At 58.3% G+C, this 18,565-nt stretch carries 25 protein-coding genes; 12 read left to right on the forward strand and 13 right to left on the reverse strand.

Annotation, left to right across the window (positions count from 1 at the left end; translation table 11 throughout):
- The first annotated feature begins 115 nt into the window (after positions 1-115).
- Positions 116-454, forward strand: a complete 339-nt coding sequence (locus ACXADZ_RS03635; protein ID WP_171096391.1) for an acyl-CoA thioesterase — start codon at positions 116-118, stop codon at positions 452-454.
- 15 nt (positions 455-469) lie between these two features.
- On the opposite strand, the gene ACXADZ_RS03640 is transcribed toward ACXADZ_RS03635, so the two are convergent.
- From ACXADZ_RS03640 to ACXADZ_RS03650, 3 genes are read right to left on the reverse strand one after another with little or no spacing between them, the layout of a single operon-like run.
- Positions 470-1,633 (reverse strand): lytic murein transglycosylase, encoded by a 1,164-nt coding sequence (locus tag ACXADZ_RS03640; protein ID WP_475192711.1) that lies wholly within the window; start codon positions 1,631-1,633, stop codon positions 470-472.
- Between the two features lie 11 nt (positions 1,634-1,644).
- Positions 1,645-2,565, reverse strand: a complete 921-nt coding sequence (gene cbiB / locus ACXADZ_RS03645) for an adenosylcobinamide-phosphate synthase CbiB (RefSeq protein WP_475192712.1) — start codon at positions 2,563-2,565, stop codon at positions 1,645-1,647.
- Positions 2,562-3,527, reverse strand: a complete 966-nt coding sequence (locus ACXADZ_RS03650; RefSeq protein WP_475192714.1) for a threonine-phosphate decarboxylase — start codon at positions 3,525-3,527, stop codon at positions 2,562-2,564. The genes cbiB and ACXADZ_RS03650 overlap by 4 nt, the downstream gene beginning before the upstream one ends.
- A 185-nt stretch (positions 3,528-3,712) precedes the next feature.
- On the opposite strand from ACXADZ_RS03650, the gene ACXADZ_RS03655 reads away from it, so the two are divergent.
- Positions 3,713-4,075: a response regulator transcription factor gene (locus tag ACXADZ_RS03655; RefSeq protein WP_171096153.1), complete on the forward strand. Its 363-nt coding sequence runs from the start codon at positions 3,713-3,715 to the stop codon at positions 4,073-4,075.
- Here ACXADZ_RS03655 and ACXADZ_RS03660 read toward each other — a convergent pair.
- On the reverse strand, positions 4,057-5,046 hold the full coding sequence (locus ACXADZ_RS03660) for a glutathione S-transferase family protein (RefSeq protein WP_475192715.1): 990 nt from the start codon (positions 5,044-5,046) through the stop codon (positions 4,057-4,059). The genes ACXADZ_RS03655 and ACXADZ_RS03660 overlap by 19 nt on opposite strands.
- Positions 5,047-5,258: 212 nt before the next feature.
- Here ACXADZ_RS03660 and ACXADZ_RS03665 point away from each other — a divergent pair, with 212 nt between their 5' ends.
- Positions 5,259-5,612: a hypothetical protein gene (locus ACXADZ_RS03665; protein ID WP_171096148.1), complete on the forward strand. Its 354-nt coding sequence runs from the start codon at positions 5,259-5,261 to the stop codon at positions 5,610-5,612.
- Here ACXADZ_RS03665 and ACXADZ_RS03670 read toward each other — a convergent pair.
- Positions 5,609-6,136, reverse strand: a complete 528-nt coding sequence (locus ACXADZ_RS03670; RefSeq protein WP_475192717.1) for a L,D-transpeptidase family protein — start codon at positions 6,134-6,136, stop codon at positions 5,609-5,611. The two genes, ACXADZ_RS03665 and ACXADZ_RS03670, sit on opposite strands and share 4 nt — an antisense overlap.
- Positions 6,137-6,139: 3 nt before the next feature.
- The gene (locus ACXADZ_RS03675; RefSeq protein ID WP_171671801.1) at positions 6,140-7,312 is read right to left on the reverse strand and encodes a MalY/PatB family protein; all 1,173 of its coding nucleotides are present in this window, start codon (positions 7,310-7,312) and stop codon (positions 6,140-6,142) included.
- 94 nt (positions 7,313-7,406) lie between these two features.
- Between ACXADZ_RS03675 and def (ACXADZ_RS03680) the strand changes: the two genes are divergently transcribed.
- The 6 genes from def (ACXADZ_RS03680) to speB all read left to right on the forward strand — a co-directional run bounded on the left by def (ACXADZ_RS03680) (position 7,407) and on the right by speB (position 10,737).
- Complete coding sequence (gene def, locus ACXADZ_RS03680; RefSeq protein ID WP_171096140.1) at positions 7,407-7,925, forward strand: peptide deformylase; 519 nt, start codon at positions 7,407-7,409, stop codon at positions 7,923-7,925.
- On the forward strand, positions 7,922-8,416 hold the full coding sequence (gene def, locus ACXADZ_RS03685) for a peptide deformylase (protein ID WP_171096139.1): 495 nt from the start codon (positions 7,922-7,924) through the stop codon (positions 8,414-8,416). The genes def (ACXADZ_RS03680) and def (ACXADZ_RS03685) overlap by 4 nt, the downstream gene beginning before the upstream one ends.
- A 42-nt stretch (positions 8,417-8,458) precedes the next feature.
- Positions 8,459-9,373, forward strand: coding sequence for a methionyl-tRNA formyltransferase (gene fmt, locus ACXADZ_RS03690; protein WP_475192718.1), 915 nt, complete (start codon positions 8,459-8,461; stop codon positions 9,371-9,373).
- 6 nt (positions 9,374-9,379) lie between these two features.
- Entirely contained in the window at positions 9,380-9,616 is a 237-nt protein-coding gene (locus ACXADZ_RS03695) for a hypothetical protein (protein WP_171096133.1), read from the forward strand.
- Between the two features lies 1 nt (position 9,617).
- Entirely contained in the window at positions 9,618-9,854 is a 237-nt protein-coding gene (locus ACXADZ_RS03700; RefSeq protein WP_171096132.1) for a GlsB/YeaQ/YmgE family stress response membrane protein, read from the forward strand.
- Between the two features lie 61 nt (positions 9,855-9,915).
- Positions 9,916-10,737 (forward strand): agmatinase, encoded by an 822-nt coding sequence (gene speB, locus ACXADZ_RS03705; RefSeq protein WP_475192720.1) that lies wholly within the window; start codon positions 9,916-9,918, stop codon positions 10,735-10,737.
- A 1-nt stretch (position 10,738) separates the two neighbouring features.
- Here speB and ACXADZ_RS03710 read toward each other — a convergent pair whose 3' ends face one another.
- The 7 genes from ACXADZ_RS03710 to ACXADZ_RS03740 all read right to left on the reverse strand — a co-directional run bounded on the left by ACXADZ_RS03710 (position 10,739) and on the right by ACXADZ_RS03740 (position 15,239).
- Positions 10,739-11,341, reverse strand: a complete 603-nt coding sequence (locus tag ACXADZ_RS03710; protein ID WP_171648473.1) for a COG3904 family protein — start codon at positions 11,339-11,341, stop codon at positions 10,739-10,741.
- Between the two features lie 68 nt (positions 11,342-11,409).
- Positions 11,410-12,033, reverse strand: a complete 624-nt coding sequence (locus ACXADZ_RS03715; protein ID WP_171096126.1) for a trimeric intracellular cation channel family protein — start codon at positions 12,031-12,033, stop codon at positions 11,410-11,412.
- Positions 12,030-12,497, reverse strand: coding sequence for a ribonuclease HI (rnhA, locus tag ACXADZ_RS03720; protein WP_475192722.1), 468 nt, complete (start codon positions 12,495-12,497; stop codon positions 12,030-12,032). The genes ACXADZ_RS03715 and rnhA overlap by 4 nt, the downstream gene beginning before the upstream one ends.
- Positions 12,490-13,077, reverse strand: coding sequence for a class I SAM-dependent methyltransferase (locus ACXADZ_RS03725; RefSeq protein ID WP_475192723.1), 588 nt, complete (start codon positions 13,075-13,077; stop codon positions 12,490-12,492). Before ACXADZ_RS03725 ends, rnhA begins: the two co-directional genes overlap by 8 nt.
- The gene (locus ACXADZ_RS03730; RefSeq protein ID WP_475192725.1) at positions 13,074-13,526 is read right to left on the reverse strand and encodes a DUF3429 domain-containing protein; all 453 of its coding nucleotides are present in this window, start codon (positions 13,524-13,526) and stop codon (positions 13,074-13,076) included. Before ACXADZ_RS03730 ends, ACXADZ_RS03725 begins: the two co-directional genes overlap by 4 nt.
- Positions 13,523-14,473 carry a 4-hydroxy-3-methylbut-2-enyl diphosphate reductase gene (gene ispH, locus ACXADZ_RS03735; protein WP_475192726.1) on the reverse strand — a complete coding sequence of 317 codons (951 nt, stop codon included), beginning with the start codon at positions 14,471-14,473 and terminating at the stop codon, positions 13,523-13,525. Before ispH ends, ACXADZ_RS03730 begins: the two co-directional genes overlap by 4 nt.
- Before the next feature lie 190 nt (positions 14,474-14,663).
- Positions 14,664-15,239 carry a LabA-like NYN domain-containing protein gene (locus ACXADZ_RS03740; RefSeq protein WP_171096116.1) on the reverse strand — a complete coding sequence of 192 codons (576 nt, stop codon included), beginning with the start codon at positions 15,237-15,239 and terminating at the stop codon, positions 14,664-14,666.
- A gap of 138 nt (positions 15,240-15,377) precedes the next feature.
- On the opposite strand from ACXADZ_RS03740, the gene folK reads away from it, so the two are divergent.
- From folK to ACXADZ_RS03755, 3 genes are all read left to right on the forward strand, one after another.
- Entirely contained in the window at positions 15,378-15,947 is a 570-nt protein-coding gene (folK, locus tag ACXADZ_RS03745; protein ID WP_475192728.1) for a 2-amino-4-hydroxy-6-hydroxymethyldihydropteridine diphosphokinase, read from the forward strand.
- Between the two features lie 94 nt (positions 15,948-16,041).
- A complete protein-coding gene (gene rpoZ / locus ACXADZ_RS03750; protein ID WP_171096112.1) occupies positions 16,042-16,395 on the forward strand; it encodes a DNA-directed RNA polymerase subunit omega in 354 nt (117 codons plus the stop codon).
- Between the two features lie 26 nt (positions 16,396-16,421).
- The gene (locus ACXADZ_RS03755; protein WP_171188928.1) at positions 16,422-18,554 is read left to right on the forward strand and encodes a RelA/SpoT family protein; all 2,133 of its coding nucleotides are present in this window, start codon (positions 16,422-16,424) and stop codon (positions 18,552-18,554) included.
- Positions 18,555-18,565 lie beyond the last annotated feature (11 nt).

The raw sequence follows: 18,565 nt of genomic DNA on the forward strand, positions 1-18,565 counted from the left end.
GGAGGGGATTGAACCTGTGGCAGAAGACACCGACGACCGGCTCGCTTTAGGTAAAAAACGTGGGTCGCATGGCCGCCAACAGGACGAGGGTGTTCTGGTTATTCGCACGATAGCGATGCCCGCAGACACCAATCCGGCCGGTGACATTTTTGGCGGTTGGCTGATGTCGCAAATGGATTTGGCGGCAGGCAATATGGCGGCGCGCGTGGCGCAGGGGCGAACAGCGACCGTTTCCGTCGAGGCGATGCAGTTCCTGCACCCGGTCAAGGTTGGGGACGAAGTGACGCTGTATGCGACGCTGACGCATGTCGGGCGCACATCCATTCGTGTTCACGTGGATGTCTGGGCACGCCCGAGGCAATCGCAGAATGGAAAAAAGGTTACGGAAGCCGAGTTCGTGTTCGTCGCTTTGGACGAAAACGGTGCGCCGCGCCCGGTGTTCGACGACAGTTAAGCGCGGCGTGTCAAGTTAAAGCCGGTTCAGCAAGTCGACCGTTGGCCAGGCATCTGCAGGCAAGCCCAAGCGGGCCTGTTCGGCCTGTACCGCAGCGCGTGTTCCGGCCCCCAGAATCCCGTCGATCTTGCCCACGTTATACCCTTTGGCTTGCAGTTTGGTTTGCAGCTCTTTCATCTGCGTTCCGTTCAAACCTTGCGCCGGATTGCCCGCATCATAGACTTGTGCACCTTCCAGTCGCGTGCCGAAATAGGCGGCGGTTAGAACGTAGACAAAGCTTTGATTCCATTCGAAATAGACGTCGAAATTCGGGTAGGCCAGAAAGGCCGGACCATTGCGCCCTTGCGGCAGGATCAGCGAGGCAGGCAGGTTGGCCAACGACCCGCTGCGCGCCTGCACGCCCATGGCTTGCCAATCGGCCACCGAGCGGGGTTTGCCCGGGCCGGACAGGGACCAGTCCATCTGAGCGGGCACCGTGACCTCTTGCAACCATGGCTCGCCCGCGCGCCAGCCCAGATGCGACAGCATTTTGCCCCCGGACATCAGCGCATCAGCGGCCGAGGTTTTCAGGCGGACATGCCCGTCACCATCACCGTCGACCCCGTTTTCCAAAATGTCGCGGGGCAGCATTTGGACCATGCCAATCTCTCCGGCCCATGCACCAGTCGTGCGGGCCGGGTCGAAATCGCCGTTTTGATACAACTCGATAGCGGCGAAGATTTGTGGGCGAAACAATTCGGGCCTGCGGCAGTCGTGCGCCAAAGTCACCAGCGCGTTGCGGGTGTTGAAGTCCCCCTGGAACGAGCCATAGTCAGTCTCGAACGCCCAGAAGGCCAGCAGCACCCCGCGTGAGATACCGTATTCCTGTTCGATCCGGTCAAAGACCGCATCATATTTGCGCGACATGGCCTGTCCGCGTTCAATCCGGTTGGCCGAGATCAGGCGGCGCGAAAACTCGATGAACGGTTTCTGAAACACCCCTTGCGCCCGGTCGGCCCTGAGCACCGCATTGTCTTGCTGCACACCTTTGAAAAATGCGTTCACGGTGGATTTGTCAAAGCCTTGTTGCATGGCTTCGGTCTTCAAGCCTTTGACAAAGGAATTGAACCCACCCCCACATTGGGCAAAGGCAGGAGAAGCAAGCAAAGCGGCGGCAACCAGGCCGGAAAGAAAACGCATGAAGAGACCCGTCAGAAAATCAGATTGACCCCAACCCACACCGACACGAGCCCAAGCGCAAGCCCCCAAACGCTCCACAACATGTGACATGCGCGGAAAACCTCCGCCGCCCCGATCTCGCGCGGCGCGTCGCCATTGACCCAGGCCAGGTCCCGCAGCTTCCCATCATAGCTGCGTGGCCCGGCGAGGGCGACGTTCAGCGCGCGGGCCATCGCGGCCTCGGGCCAGCCTGCATTGGGTGAGATATGGCGGCGCGCATCCACAACAATTTCGCGCCAGCGCGACCGTTGGCCTGAGAGCGCCACGATCAGCACACAGGTCAGCCGGGCGGGGATCAGGTTCAGCAGGTCATCGAACCGGGCCGACGCCCAGCCAAACTCGCTGTACTTTTCATTGCGATACCCGATCATGCTGTCGGCGGTATTCACGGCTTTGTAGACCAATAGCCCCGGCAACCCGGCGACGAGAAACCAGAAAGCAGGCGCAATGACCCCGTCGCTGAGGTTTTCTGCCGCGCTTTCGATGGCCGAACGCGCCACCTGCGCCTCGGTCATGTCGCGGGTATCGCGTGATACGATCATCGCTACCTGTGCCCGCCCCTCGGTCAGCGAAGTCAACAGCCCGTCACCGACAGCACGCACATGCGTGACCAGAGATTTCTGTGCCAACAGGATCGCGCAAACCAGAATCGCGACCACCGGTCCCAGCAACGAAAGCGCCCAGCCAAGCCCCCATGCGCCGCAAAGCAACAGGACCAGCACGAAAACGCCTTTCAATCGTCGCGTATTCCCGTGATTCAGCCGTTTATCCAACCAGCCAATCAAATTGCCGATCATCACCGCCGGGTGTTTGACGCGAGACCAGAGCCAATCAGGCTCTCCCAGTGCGGCGTCCAGGCACATGGCGCAGACCAGCATCAGGCCAACGCTCACAGTGCGGCCTCTAATCTGTCCCAGCCATTCTTGGGTGGCAGGCCCAGGCGTAGATATGTGGTTGAATAGGGGAAAATGCGGCTCCAGATGTGGCTCTGTGCCAGTCTGTCCTGCCAATTGGCGGCGTCGTCGACCTTGTACAGGCGGAACAGGCTGGTGCCACCAACGATCTGAGCGCACTTGGCCGTCATCAGAGTATCCAGCCGCGCGGCCTCAGCAGTCAGACGCACGCGTGTGGCGTCAGCCCAACCGTTGTCTGACAAGGCTTGGGTTCCAATGCGCAGGGCAGCGCCCGACACGGACCACGGACCGGTCAAATCGTTTAGCCGGTTGATCAGGTCTGGCCGTCCGATTGCAAATCCCAGACGCATTCCGGCCAGTCCCCAGAACTTGCCAAAGCTCTTCAACACGATCACGCCGGAGCGGTCCGCCAGTTGGATCAGAGACGCATCCGGCGTGACATCGCAAAAGCTTTCATCAATTACGGTCAGCGGCGCTGTGACATCGCTTTCCCGCCAGATCCGCCCATCGGGGTTGTTCGGATGCACGATCACACGGGCGTCTCCGGTTTTGTCGGCCTGAACATTCCAACCCTGAGCTGAAAAGGCGGCCGCGTGTTCGTTATAAGTGGGTGGCGTGATCTGAACCGTGCCGGATGTGGCCAGCGCTGGGATACGAGCGATGATGGCGGATGCCCCTGGTGCGGGAAGGATCGCCGCGCCCTTCGGCACGTTCCAAAACCGGCGCGCGGCCTCGCTCAGGCGTTCAAAAGCCCCGTGGTCTGGCAGTTCCGTCCAATCCTCTGCTGTAAGCCCTGATACCTCATACGGGTGCGGGTTGATGCCGGTCGACAGATCGATCCAGTTGGCGCGTTGACCGCCATATTTGACAATCGCCCTGTCCAGTCCGCCGCCGTGGTCGCGCGCGGCGCGAGGGTCCAGACCGTGATCCAATGTGCTCATCAGCTCTCTCTGTGGGAAATGACCGGTTTTGGCGCGTTTCAAGCGGATTTTCGCCTCTTACACAAGCAAATCCGTGTGATCACGTACCTGTGGGGCCGCTGTTAACACTTTGTTAAGGAAATAACGAGATCACGGACCACGGGGGTCGGCACCACTCACCATATCAAGTGCCGAGGTTGTTGCAAATGAAAGTTCTGATTGTTGAGAGTAACCCCGACCTTGGTCGGGTCTGGAAAAGGCATCTGGAACGGCAAGGCGCCGAGGTCACGCTGGTCGAGACGCAGGAGGCCGCCATTCTGGCGCTGTATGGCACGGATTTTGAAATCATCGTGCTGGATCTGGTTTTGGAAAGCGGCAGCGCATTAGCGGTGGCCGATTTCGCAAGCTATCGCCGCCCCGAGGCGCGGGTGATCTTTGTCACCAACACCACCTTTTTTTCGGACGGCTCGATCTTTGCCCACAGCCCGAATGCTTGTGCCTATGTACAAAGTGAAACGCCGCCAGAGGATCTGGCGGCGATGGTGGAGCATTACGCAGCAGGGCGTTGACCGCGTCCGTGCGGTTCCATGTATTCCAGAACCGGATTGGTAGGGATGATCCGGTGCGGATTGATGCTGTCATGGCTGTAGTGATAGTGGCGCACGATATGGTTCATGTTGACCGTGGGCGCGACACCCGGCCATTGATACAACTCGCGGGTATAGGCCCAAAGATTGGGGTAATCGATGAGGCGACGTTTGTTGCACTTGAAATGCAAGTGATAGACCGGATCAAAGCGGATCAATGTCGTGAACAGACGCCAGTCAGCCTCGGTGATCCGGTCGCCCATCAGATAGCGATTGTGGGACAGGCGGTCCTCCAACCAGTCTAGTGTGTCGAACAGCGGGCCCACCGCTGCGTCATAGGCTTCTTGTGAGGTGGCAAAGCCCGATTTGTAGACGCCGTTGTTCACGTCTGAATAGATGCGGGCGTTGACCTCTTCGATCTCGTCCCGCATCGCCTCGGGCCAGTAGTCATCGGTGTTGCCGGTGATCCCGTTGAAGGCCGAATTGAACATGCGGATGATTTCCGAACTCTCGTTCGAGACAATGGTTTCCTGCTGCTTGTCCCACAGGATCGGCACCGTGACCCGACCGGAATAGGACGGATCGGCCTTGGTATAGATTTGATGCGCGAAGTCCATGCCGTAAAGATCGTCACCTGTTGCGCCATGATCGTCGGTCACAAAGGTCCAGCCTTTGTCCAGCATGTCAGGGTGCACAACTGAGACAGAGATCAGGTCAGTTAGCTCTTTCAATTCGCGAAAGATCAGGGTGCGGTGCGCCCAGGGGCAGGCGTGACTGACATAGAGATGATAGCGCCCGGGTTCTGCCTTGAATCCGCCTTTGCCGGACGGCCCCGCGCTTCCATCAGCCGTTAACCAGTTGCGAAATTGCGCCGCGCTGCGTTTGAACGCGCCTCCCGTAGACTTTGTGTCATACCAAGTGTCATGCCATGTTCCGTCGACCAGCAGGCCCATTTCTTTTCCTCCGCGTAGGCGTTTGACCAAAGATAGGTCCAAGCCTGCCCTGTGCCTATCCGAACGCCCGCGCAACTGCTCTGCATTCGCGCACAATCGGGGCTGGGATTTCTGTGCAACAATTCGCAACCGCGCTGAATTCTGTGATGTGGTTCACTGGATTTTTACAACTGTTCCCGCACAATAGATGTCATTCACGGGGGAACGGATTAATGAGTACCTATGTTTCAAAGGAAATACGCGCCGAGTTGGACGCGGCCCGAATCGCCACGTTGAAGAAAGCCAGCCGTTTGCGGGTGGAAATGGGCAACAATACCTATAAAATCCTCAAATTGTGGAAGGACGGCTTCACTGTTGAGGCCGAAACGACACCCCGCCTGCGTGGGCTGGTCGATATCTACGATGGGGCCAACCACCTCTACCAATGCCTGATCGTCGCGGATGAGGATGAGGGCGGTGAGATGCGGTATGAGTTCAAGCGCAGCACTGCGGCCCATGACAAGGCTCCGCTGGATTTCTATCGCGCGCCGGATGCACCGATTGCCCTGTTGGGGCACGAGGACTAGGGCCGGATTTCGACGGTCGTTCCGGTTTCAGTCAGAGTCCAAAGCTGCGCCATTTCGGCGTTTGACAGCGCAATACAGCCTAAGGTCCAGTCTCCGCGCAGCGTAAAACCGGCCACCCCATTGGGTTGGCCATGGATGAAGATGTCTCCTCCGGGGTCCGTACCCTGCTGGCGTGCGCGTTTGATGTCGTCGGGTTGTGGGTAGTCAATGCCCAGCGACAGATGAAAGGCGCTGTTTGGATTGCGCCGATCGATCCTGAACAGCCCGACGTGCGTTTTACCGTCCCCTTCGATCTCTTTGTCCCCATCCGGAGCAAAGCCCAGTGCAATGTCAGCCTGCATCACCACTGCCCCGTCCAGCGTGGCCGTCAAGCGGCGGGCAGATTTCTCGATCAGGATATGGTCAATGCGCGTGGCTTCGGGTGCCATTGGCGGCACAGGCGGGCGCGGGCCAAAGCGGTGCCAGCCAACCCAGCCGGCACCCGCGATCAACAGAGCTAGACCTATCAGCCCCAGCCGCCGCATGCCTTACTGCAAATCGCCAAAAGCCCGTTTCAGTCGGTTACAAGCTTCCTCTACCCGCGCGCGCTGCGTGGCGAGGTTGAAGCGTTCGAACGTCTCTCCACCTGTGCCGAAGCCGGGGCCAGACGATGTGGCGATCCGCGCGTCCTCGCGCAGGCGGCGGACAAATTCTGCGTGATCCATGCCCGTGCCCGAGAAATCGACCCAGGCCAGATAGGTTGCTTGTAAAGGCATCGACCACAGACCTGGAATTTCGGCGATGGTCTGATCGAACAAGCGCTTATTGCCTTCCAGATGTGCAATCTGCGCATCCACCCATTTGGCCCCCTCAGGGCTGTAGGCTGCGGTGATCATCGCCACACCCAAAGCGCTGGGGTCATAGTCCAGCGTTTGCAACCGATGCTTCATGGCCGCGCGCAGTTTGGGATCGGGAATGATCATGTTGCCGGTCCGCTGCCCGGCGATGTTGAACGTCTTTGACGCAGCGGTCAGCGTCACTGTCCAGGGTCGCGCATCCGGGGCGGCCACATCCATCGGCACGAACTTGGCACCGGGATAGACCAGATCGTGGTGGATCTCGTCCGACACAAGGATCAAACCGTTCCGCTCGGCAAACGCGGCCACGGCACGCAGTTCATCTGGCGTCCAAACACGCCCCGACGGGTTCTGTGGCGAACACCACAGCAACATCTTCTCGGACCCGTCCAGCCGCGACTGCGCGTCGTCCAGATCAAGCCCATAGCTGTCGCCTTCCCGCACCAGCGGGCATTCGACGACCCGGCGGCCTGATTTGTTCACCTTATGCGCAAACTCATGATAGACGGGAGTGAAAATCACGATGCCATCGTCGGGTTCGGTCCAGACATCCAGCGACAGCGCGATTGCATTGCCCAGACCTTGGGTTGTCAGAATCCAATCTGTATCGATTTCCCAGTCATGGCGCGTTTTCATCCACCACTGGACGGAAGCCAGATAATCCGGGTGCATCCAGGAATACCCGAACACGCCATGATCAGCGGCTTTGCGCACCGCATCGATTACGCAAGGCGCTGTTTGGTAATCGGAATCGGCCGTCCACATGGCCAGCCCGTCATTGGGTGAGACGCCGTACAACATCTCCATCTTGTCCCATTTGGAACTGTTGGTGCCCCGGCGGTCGATCAGGTCGTTGAAAGTCATGTCTGCTCCGTTCTGTTGGTCGAAAGCTAACCGCAAATCGGGCAGGTGCAAGGGGGGCGTTGCGGCGCGGGACGGGATGGCCTAAATCAGCCTCATGAAACGCAATATCCTGATCCATCCCGACCCCCGCCTGAAGAAGGTCTGCGCGCCCGTAGGCGACCTTACGGACGAGCTGCGCAAACTGGCTGACGACATGCTGGAAACCATGTATGACGCGCCCGGCATCGGCCTGGCCGCGCCGCAGATCGGTGTGCTGGATCGTTTGATTGTTCTGGATTGTGTCAAGGAAGAAGGTGAAACCCCGCGCCCTCTGATCATGTTCAACCCCGAGGTCATCGCATCATCGGATGAAACCAATGTCTATGAGGAAGGGTGCCTGTCCATCCCCGATCAATACGCCGAAGTGACCCGCCCCAAGGTGGTGGACGTCACCTGGATGGATCAGAATGGCAATCTGCAGCAGGAAACCTTTGATGGGCTTTGGGCCACTTGCGTGCAACATGAGATCGATCATTTGAACGGTAAGCTGTTCATCGACTATCTCAAACCGCTGAAACGGCAGATGATCACGCGCAAGATGCAAAAGCTGAAACGCGAGAAAGCACGCTCATGACCGTGCGCACCTGCTTGCCCTGGCCCGACAAACGTCTGCGCACCGAAGCGGATGAGGTGGCAGAAATCACCGATGAAATTCGGGCGATCTGGGACGATATGATCGACACGATGGAGGCAATGCCCGGTGTTGGCCTTGCTGCGACGCAGATTGGTGTGATGTTGCGTCTGGCCGTGGTTGATGGATCGGCTGAGCGGGGCAAGGCCGTGCGTCTGGCCAACCCGGAAATCCTGCATAGCTCGATTGAGCTGCGCGAACATGAAGAAGCCAGCCCGAACTTGCCCGGTGTGTCAGCCAAGATCAAACGCCCGCGTGCAGTGACTGTGAAATACGTTAACGAACAGGGCATGGTGGACCGTCGCGACTTTGTCGGGATCGACGCCACCAGCGTGCAGCATCAGATCGATCATCTGAACGGGAAGATGTATTTCGACCGGCTCAGTAAGGTCAAACGCGACATGCTGCTGCGTAAAGCAAAGAAACTGACGTAAGCCGGGCTTCAGCCCGGTACCTGAAAAACTCCGGAGGCGAGCATGCGCGTCATCTTTATGGGAACCCCCGAATTCTCAGTCCTGGTGTTGGATGCGTTGGTTGAGGCTGGGCACGAAATTGCCGCCGTTTATTGCCAACCCCCACGACCTGCCGGTCGCGGCAAGAAAGACCGCCCCACGCCCGTTCACGCCCGGGCCGAGGGGCTGGGCCTTCCCGTCCGCCATCCGGTTTCGTTGAAATCAGCCGAAGAACAAGACGCCTTTGCCGAGTTAAACGCGGATGTGGCTGTTGTCGTGGCTTATGGCCTGATCCTACCGCAACCCATACTAGATGCGCCCAAACAGGGTTGCCTGAACATCCATGCCAGCCTGTTGCCGCGTTGGCGCGGGGCCGCGCCGATCCATCGGGCGATCATGTCAGGTGACGCCGAGACCGGGATCTGCATTATGCAGATGGAGGCAGGTCTGGACACTGGCCCCGTTCTGTTGCGGCAGGTAACTGCGATCGAGCCCGAAGAAACCACTGCGAAGCTACACGATCGCCTGTCGACCATGGGGGCCGCGTTGATCGTCGATGCACTGGCCAATCTGCCGAACCTTGCACCTGAACCTCAGCCCGAGGACGGCGTGACTTATGCCGCTAAGATCGACAAGTCCGAGGCGCGCATCGACTGGAAACGCCCGGCGGTCGAGGTTGATCGGCAGATCCGTGGCCTGTCGCCTTTTCCCGGAGCCTGGACCGAATTGGACGGTGAGCGGATCAAGGTGCTTGCGTCGCGCGTTACAGAGGGGCAGGGCGCCTCTGGCGAGGTTCTGAATGGCGATCTGCACGTGGCCTGCGGGCAGGGTGCTGTCGAACTGCTGCGCTTGCAAAGGGCAGGCAAAGGCGCGCAGGATAGGGAAACGTTTCTGCGGGGCTGGGCAATACCGACCGGCACTCGGCTGTCTTCGGAGTAAAGCCATATGTTCATGGTGATGATGGGCACCGTCGTGATTGCCGGGATTGTGGGGTACCTGTCCGAGAAATCCGGTTTTACTCATAACGGCTATCTGCCCTCGATCATCATTTGCGTGGGCGGAGCGTTCTTGTTTTATTTTGTCCGCATCATGTTTGGGATCAGCTTTGGCCCGCCGGGATTGGACGCGGTGATTTCATCTGTCGGGGCCTTGATCATCGTGCCGACCCATTGGAGGAAGTAAGATGCCCGTCGTCGCCCTGATCATCATTGGAGCAGCTGCCGGTTTTTTGGCCACCCGGCTGATGCGGATCGAAGCAGATATCCCGACGACCATGTTGATTGGGATTGTTGGCGCTTTGATCGGAGGGTTCCTGCTGCGGTTTTTGGTAACAGTCATGGGCTGGCTGTCTGGATTTGTTGGCGCAGTCCTTGGCGCGTTACTGGTGATCTGGATCTGGCAAACCTATCTGCGCCGATAACTGCTTGACCTTGGGTCTTTTGTCCGCCCAGATCGCGTCCAAACGATTTGGGAGGATGCCGATGCTGCACGATCTGAAACCGGGTGATGTCGCCCTGATGGGTGTGCCGCTGGATCTGCATTCCTCTTTCCTGCAAGGTCCGGCTTTCGCGCCCGGACGAATTCGCGAGGCGCTGCATTCGGGCGCTGCCAATCTGACGGCCGAGGACGGCACTGATCTGGGCGCGACCGAGCGGTTTCGTGATACCGGCGATTTGGACGTGTTTGAAATGCGCGGTCAGGAGCCGATTGACCGGATCGAAACCGAAGCAGCCAAGCGGATCGCAACCGGCGCGCGCCTGTTGTCTCTGGGCGGGGATCATTCCGTAGCCTATCCGCTGATCAAAGCCCATGCGGACCGATACGAAGGCCTGAACATTCTGCATATCGACAGCCATCCCGATCTGTATGACGAGCAGGATATCGGCCCATTGGGCCATGGCTGCCCCTTTGCGCGGGTGATGGAGAACTGCCCGGTCAAGCGGTTGGTACAGGTCGGAATCCGAACCATGAATGCCCATCAGCGCGCGCAAGCCGACAGGTTCGGAGTCGAAGTGATCGACATGCGCAACTGGAGTGCCGATCTGCAGATTTCTTTTGATGGCTCCGTCTATCTGTCACTGGATCTCGATGCGCTGGACCCGGCCTTTGCCCCCGGCGTCTCACATCACGAACCCGGCGGGCTGAGCACGCGCGAGGTCATCAACCTGATCCATCGTTTCGAGGGTCAATTGGTCGGCGCGGATATTGTTGAACTGAACTCGCATCGCGACCCTTATGGTATGACAGCGATGGTGGCCGCAAAATTCGTCAAAGAGATTGGTGCGCGCTTGCTGTCGCGTTGATTCACCGCGCGTCGCACACCGTGGCTGAACCCAGGGCCGGTGCACCCTTTGTGGTCATATCGTACCGGTTCGCTTCAGCGGCGGTCATCCAGTGCATGCTTTCAGCCGGGGCTGCGAAGAGGGTGTACCAGTAAAATTCCTCATCCACGCCGATGTCTTTGAAATAGTCCAGGTATCGGTCATGTTCCGGGTCGTCTTCGGGCAACTCGGTCGCTACCAGTCCCGATCCGGCCCAGCTGTGAACGCCGACACAGGCCCCCGGTTGCAAGATGCGGCGGTTTCCGGCCAGAAACAGATCGGTGCCCCCGCTGGCAACCAGACCATCTGAGGGTACGACTGTATCGAAACCAGCCTTGTGCACCTCGCGGCTGAAGATGACATTGGCATCGTCATCCACTGATCCTTCGATGTATTGCAGGACCAGAGTTCGGGCCTCGGGGTTTTCGGCGACGACTTCCTCAAATGCCGATAGCGTTGTTTCATCAATCGTGCCTGACGCAATGATCTGGTCGCCCTGTGCAACGAAACTGACAGGTGTATAGTACTCGCCACACGAGGCGAGCAGAGCCAGACAAGCTGATATGGATGTGAATCTGAAGGTCATCGCGTGCCTCGCCGAACTGTACTGCCCAAAGAGGTATCAGCACAGTTCTGTTGCGTCCACCGGCTGGCTTAGCTGCGCGGCGGGCGGCTTTTGTAGACGGGCAGCTGCCATCCAAACGTCAAAGAACCAGCCCGCAACGCCCAGCAAACCAGCGCACAAAGAGCCAGTGAGAGCGCGGGTTCCAACCCCAGCCGGACAGCAATCACAGCTGTCAGCGCGCCGGTAAATGCGCATGAAACATAAAGCTCGCCCTGTTTCAGCACCAGTGGAACCTCGTTGCAGACGACATCGCGCATCAACCCGCCCAGACATCCGGTCGTCACGCCCATCAACACAACAATGACGCCGGATTGATCCAACGACAGTGCCGCACCAGTACCGGCGGCGACTGCCACCGACAAAGCGAAACTGTCCAGCCAGATCAGCCAGTTGTAACGGCTTTCCATCAGATGTGCGGTAAAGAAAACCAATACCGCAGCGGCGACGGCGATTAGAATGTAATCCGGCTGACCGACCCAAAAGATTGGGTGTCGGTCCAACAACAGATCGCGCACAGTGCCGCCCCCGACCGCTGTCAGGCAAGCCATAAAGGCAAACCCAACCAGATCCAGCTGCGCGCGGCTCGCCACCAAGGCTCCGGTCAGTGCAAAGATCAGGACCGAGGCATAATCCAGCAGCGTCAGCGCGGTCAAGCCTGCGCCTTTTTAGGTTTGAATGGGGCCATCCCGGCGCGGGCCAGTTCGTCGGCCTTTTCATTCTCGGGGTGGCCCGCATGTCCTTTGACCCATTCCCAGGTCACATCATGTCGCCCCTGTGCTTCGTCCAGACGTTGCCACAGATCGACATTCTTGACCGGCTTCTTGTTCGAGGTTTTCCAGCCGTTGCGCTTCCAGCCAAAGATCCAGCCGGTGACGCCGTTCTTCACATAGGCGCTGTCGGTCACGATAGTGATTTTCGACGGGCGCTCCAGCGTCTCTAACGCGGAAATGGCGGCCAGCAGTTCCATTCGGTTGTTGGTTGTCTCGGCCTCGCCGCCGTTTAACTCACGCTCCTTCAAGACAGTGTCCCCGTCCATCGCGCGCAGCAAAACACCCCAACCTCCGGGTCCGGGATTGCCGGAACAGGCACCATCGGTATAGGCATACAAATCAGGCATGGGCGAACACCAGAATAAAACCCTCGTAAGACCCGGCCAGACCTTTTCCCATCCCTTTGACCGAGCGATCAATTGTGAACCCGGTTTGGGTCAGCGCGTCTTCGATCTCGGCTTCGGTATAATAGGTGTAATACCGATCCAACTCGTCCCTGTGCTCACCTGTACCCAGCTTCATGCCGAGAAAAAGCTGCCCCTTAGGCTTCAGAGCAGAGTGAATTGCCTTCAGGTGTCGCGGGAAATCTGCGCGTGGCGCGTGCAGCAGGGAAAAGCTGGCGTAGACACCGTCATAGATAGCGGTTTCGGTGACGTCATCGAACGTGCCCAGATACGCGTCCACTCCGTTCTGCCGGGCGTGATCCACGAAGGCAGGCGTCGCATCCAGCGCCTTTACCGTCAATCCTTGACGCATCAGGAAACTGCTATCTGAACCCGGCCCGGATCCCAGATCCAGAACATATCCACCTGCGACGACTGCATCTACAAATGCTTGTCTGGCCTCAAGCTGTGCTTCGGGCAGGGGAATGTTCAGGTATTCGGCCACCCTGTTGGTATATGCGTCGATCGTGCGTTTATCGGTCACAGGTATACTCCGACGGCAAGGCTGGCCAGAACAACGGCGGTCAGCAGGACGCGTAACCGCATCCACCAAACCGGTGTCAGCCGCCAATAAGAAAACAGGGCATCCAGCACCAACAGGCCGGCAAACCCGTACATCAGGTTTGTGCCCGCCTGCACCGGCCCGCCGCCCGTCATGAAAAAGGCCCAAAGCGCGGGCAAGACCGACAGTGTGTAACACAGACCTGCCTTGCTGCCCGAGGTCTTGGTGGCAAACCCCCAAAGAACACCGGACATGAAGCTCAGGATCACCGAGCCATAGAACAGCTGCACATACGGGCCCACAAACCGCGCGCCAAGGTTCTGAGCGCCCCAAGCATTCAGGTCGCCGTTCAGATAGGTCAACGCACCCCAGACAAAAGGGATCAGCCCTGCCAACCCCAGATAAAGCGGTGCCTTTGGTACTCCGATCACGCTGTTTGCCTCAGGACGCGCGGCACTTTGAATTCGACGTTTTCGGTGGCGGTTTCAACCAATTCCACAGTGACATCGTAATGCGCGCGGAAGGCGTCGATCACTTCGTCAACCAAAAGCTCGGGGGCCGATGCGCCGGCGGTGACGGCCACGGATGAGATGCCCTTGAGCGCACGCCAGTCGATCTCGGTGGCGCGCTGTACCAGTTGCGCGTATTTGCAGCCCTCGCGCGAGGCGACCTCAACCAGACGGCGCGAGTTTGATGAGTTCGGCGCGCCTACAACCAGCAGGGCGTCTGCCTTGGGGGCCACGGCCTTGACGGCCTCTTGCCGGTTCGTGGTGGCATAGCAGATGTCTTCCTTGTGCGGCCCGACTATGGCCGGGAACCTGGCCTTAAGCGCAGCTATGATGTCTTTGGTGTCATCAACCGACAGGGTTGTCTGGGTGACAAAAGCAAGCTTTTCGGGGTCACGCACAGCAACCGTGGCCACATCTTCGACGGTTTCAACCAACAGAACATCGCCTTCGGGCAACTGTCCCATAGTGCCAACGGTTTCGGGATGACCCTTGTGGCCGATCATGATCATCTGCAACCCTGCATCCGCATGGCGCTGCGCTTCGACATGCACTTTCGAGACCAGTGGGCAGGTCGCGTCGACATAGATCATTTCGCGCTTGGCGGCCTCGGCAGGAACCGATTTCGGAACGCCATGGGCGGAAAAGATCACCGGACGATCATCGGGGCATTCGTGTAGTTCTTCGACAAAAACAGCCCCTTTGGCCCGCAGCCCGTCAACGACAAACTTGTTGTGGACAATTTCGTGGCGCACATAAACCGGAGGGCCCCATTTCTGCAGGGCCATTTCAACGATTTTGATGGCGCGATCCACACCGGCGCAGAAACCCCGGGGAGCGGCAAGATAAAGTGTCAGTGGTGGCTTTGTCATTAGGCTGTCTCCTTAGGGCACAGGTAAGTCTTTTCCCGGCCTTGGTCCAGACAGGAGATCGTCATTCAACTGACACGAATCGATGCTAGCCAAGTTATGTTTCAGCACCTGTTCATTGTTAAAGAAGCGCGGCCAGGACCCTGGTCCTGACCGCGCGAATTTTTCCCCATCAAAAAAGGCGTATGCCTGATCAGCTGTTGCCAGCCATCGCAACGTTGCGCGGCTCGGCCGGCATTTCACGTGGCGGGCGTCCGATCACGTCACGCAGATCTTCCAGCTCGATGAAGTTGTCGGCCTGACGACGCAGTTCGTCCGAAATCATCGGTGGCTGACTGCGGATGGTCGACACAACGGAAACACGCACGCCTTGGCGTTGCAGGCTGGCGATCAACGGGCGGAAATCCCCATCGCCCGAGAACAGCACGATATGATCCACACGCGGCGCAAGTTCCATGGCATCGACTGTAAGTTCGATGTCCATGTTTCCTTTGACTTTCCGACGCCCCATGCTGTCGGTGTATTCCTTGGCCGGTTTCGTGACCATGGTGAAGCCGTTGTAATGCAGCCAGTCGACCAATGGGCGTATTGGCGAATACTCGTCGTTTTCCAGGAGCGCTGTGTAATAGAAAGCCCGAAGCAACTTGCCGCGGCGCATGAATTCCTGCCGCAGAAGTTTGTAGTCTATGTCGAAACCGAGTGCTTTTGCCGCGGCATAAAGATTCGAGCCGTCGATGAACAGCGCTAGCCGTTCGTCCTTATAAAACATAAATAGTCCCTTCCGGTATAATACAGACCGCACCGCTAGATGAGTGAGTGAGTGATGAATTGGCGCGTTCTGTCGGTCTATAATTAGAACTTTTGCCGGTTATCGCAAGTATGCAATGTGTCGAATATAGGGTGCTAGATGAGCAATTCGTTGTCAAATGCCGTTGTTGCGCTGGGCGCAAATCTCAACTTGAGAGGAAATGAGCCCGCAATGACACTTCGAAATGCACTTGACGCCATTGCGCGTCAGGGGGTGGTGATTCGGTCGGTCAGCCGATTTTTTGCAACCCCCTGTTTCCCCGTGGGTGCGGGTCCTGACTATGTGAATGCGGCGGCTCTGATCGCAACCGAAAAGTCACCGACCGAGCTTTTGCGTGTGTTGCATGCAGTTGAACATGAGTTCGGGCGCGAACGGATCCAACGCTGGGGTATGCGGACGCTGGATCTGGATCTTGTGTGCTTTGACGATCTGGTGTTGCCAGATCAGGCTGTGTTTGATCGCTGGCTGACGTTACCCTCTGACGCACAGCAGAATGAGGCGCCCGATCAACTGATACTGCCCCATCCGCGCCTGCAGGACCGTGCTTTTGTATTGGTTCCCATGGCAGATATCGCGCCGGATTGGTGCCATCCGGTTCTGGAGCGCTCGGTTGCGCAGATGGTCGCTGACTTGCCTTTAGCTGAGGTAGAGGCGGTCACGCCGCTGTGATCCTTGCAAATGCAGCATTTCCTGCTTGTCAAGGCGCGGATTCGCGCTTAGATAAACCTCTTCCTGACATGGATTCAGAAACGGAGAGCGCCCCATGGCCCGCGTGACGGTTGAAGATTGCGTAGATAAGGTTCCAAACCGGTTCGAGCTGGTGATGCTTGCCGCCCATCGGGCGCGCGAAATTTCCGCTGGTGCTGCGATTACCGTTGACCGTGACAACGACAAAAACCCTGTCGTATCCCTGCGCGAAATCGCCGACGAAACTCAAAGCGCCGATGACCTGCGCGAGCGTCTGATCGAGGCCAACCAGACTCAGATCGAGGTCGATGAGCCGGAAGAAGACCAGATGGCGCTGCTGATGGGTGCCGAATCGGACAAGCCTGCCATGGACGACATGTCCGAAGAAAAACTCCTGCGCGCTCTGATGGAGGCTCAGGGACAGGGGTAAGCCCTAAAAACGAAGGTGCGGACCGGATGATTTCTGAAGACGACCTGATTGCGCTGGTCCGCAACTACAATCCGAAGACAAATGCTGATCGCATTACGCTGGCCTATGAGTTCGGCCAGCAGATGCATGAGGGGCAGTTCCGTCATTCCGGCGAGCCTTATTTTACCCACCCCGTTGCAGTTGCCGCCATCCTGACCGAACAGCGTTTGGATGACGCGACTATCATAACAGCGCTTCTGCACGACACGATCGAAGATACCAAAGCCAACTATGGCAAGGTTGCCGAACTGTTTGGGGATGAGGTCGCCAAGCTGGTCGATGGCGTCACCAAGCTGACCAACCTGCAACTGTCCAGCCGCGAGACCAAGCAGGCTGAAAACTTCCGTAAGTTGTTCATGGCCATGTCCAAGGACCTGCGGGTCATTTTGGTCAAGTTGGCGGACCGTCTGCACAATATGCGCACGATCAAGGCCATGCGCCCCGAAAAGCAGGTGGTCAAAGCGCGCGAGACGATGGACATCTACGCTCCACTCGCAGGCCGAATGGGTATGCAATGGATGCGCGAAGAGCTGGAAGACCTTGCCTTCCGCGTGCTGAACCCCGAAGGCCGCCAGTCGATCATCCGGCGTTTTATCACGCTGCAACGCGAAACCGGTGACGTGATCCACCGCATCACCGGCGACATGCGGCACGAGCTGGAAAAGGCGGGCATCGAGGCCGAGGTCTTTGGCCGCGCCAAGAAACCCTACTCGATCTGGCGCAAGATGCAGGAAAAGGATCAGGGCTTCTCGCGTCTGTCGGACATTTACGGCTTTCGCATCATCACCCAGACCGAAGAGGACTGCTATCGCACGCTTGGTGCCATCCACCAACGCTGGCGCGCGGTGCCGGGGCGGTTCAAGGATTACATCAGTCAGCCAAAATCAAATGGCTACCGCTCGATTCACACCACTGTGTCGGGGCGCGATGGTAAACGGGTCGAAGTTCAGATCCGCACGCGCCAGATGCACGACGTGGCTGAAACCGGCGTTGCGGCGCATTGGTCCTATCGCGACGGTGTGCGGACCGAGAACCCTTTTGCGGTCGACCCGGCCAAGTGGATTTCGAACCTGACTGAGCAGTTCGACAACGAGGAAGATCACGAAGACTTCCTCGAAGCGGTCAAGCTGGAAATGTATTCCGACCAGGTGTTCTGCTTCACACCCAAAGGGGATGTTGTGAAGCTGCCGCGTGGGGCAACGCCGATTGATTTTGCTTATGCCATCCACACCCGGATCGGCCATGCCTGTGTCGGGGCCAAGGTAGACGGCATTCGTGTGCCGCTGTGGACACGGCTAAAGAACGGTCAGTCAGTGGACATCATTACCGCTGATGGTCAGACACCGCAGGTCACATGGCTTGAGATTGCTGTCACCGGCAAGGCCCGTACAGCGATCCGCCGTGCTCTGCGCGAGGTCGACAGAGAGCGGTTCATCAAGCTGGGCAAGGAACTGGCCCGTTCGGGCTTCGAACATGTTGGCCGCAAAGCAACGGACAAGGCGCTGGATACGGCTGCCAAACACTTGCGTCTGAAAGATCGGCACGAGCTGTTGGCCCGTCTGGGCAGCGCGGAATTGACGGCGCATGAGGTGGTCGAAGCCGTCTATCCAGAACTGGCCAAGGACGACGGTGACGCCATTCCGCTGCGTCGTGCCGTGATCGGCCTTGAGCCGGGGCAGAAATTCGACCGTGCGCCGTGTTGTCAGCCTCTGCCTGGCGAGCGGATCGTTGGCATCACCTACCGGGGCAAAGGCGTGGTGGTACATGCCATCGACTGCGACCGGCTGAGCGAATTCGAAGGTGAACCCGACCGCTGGGTCGATCTGCACTGGCATTCGGGCACCCACCCAGCCGTGTACGGCGCAACGCTGGATCTGACCATCGGCAACGATGCCGGGGTTCTGGGGCGAATTTGCACATTGATCGGTGAGAAAAAGGCCAATATTTCGAACCTGGAATTTGTTGACCGCAAACCGGATTTTTACCGTCTGTTGATCAATGTCGAACTGCGCGACCTTGAACAGCTGCACTCGCTGATGCTGATGCTCGAGGCAGAAAGCGACGTTGCAGCCGTCGAACGGCACAGAGACCGGACCAAGACCGCAACCGCGGCTGGCTGAGAAGGGGTGAT

Source organism: Ruegeria sp. ABM4_193, assembly GCF_056158705.1.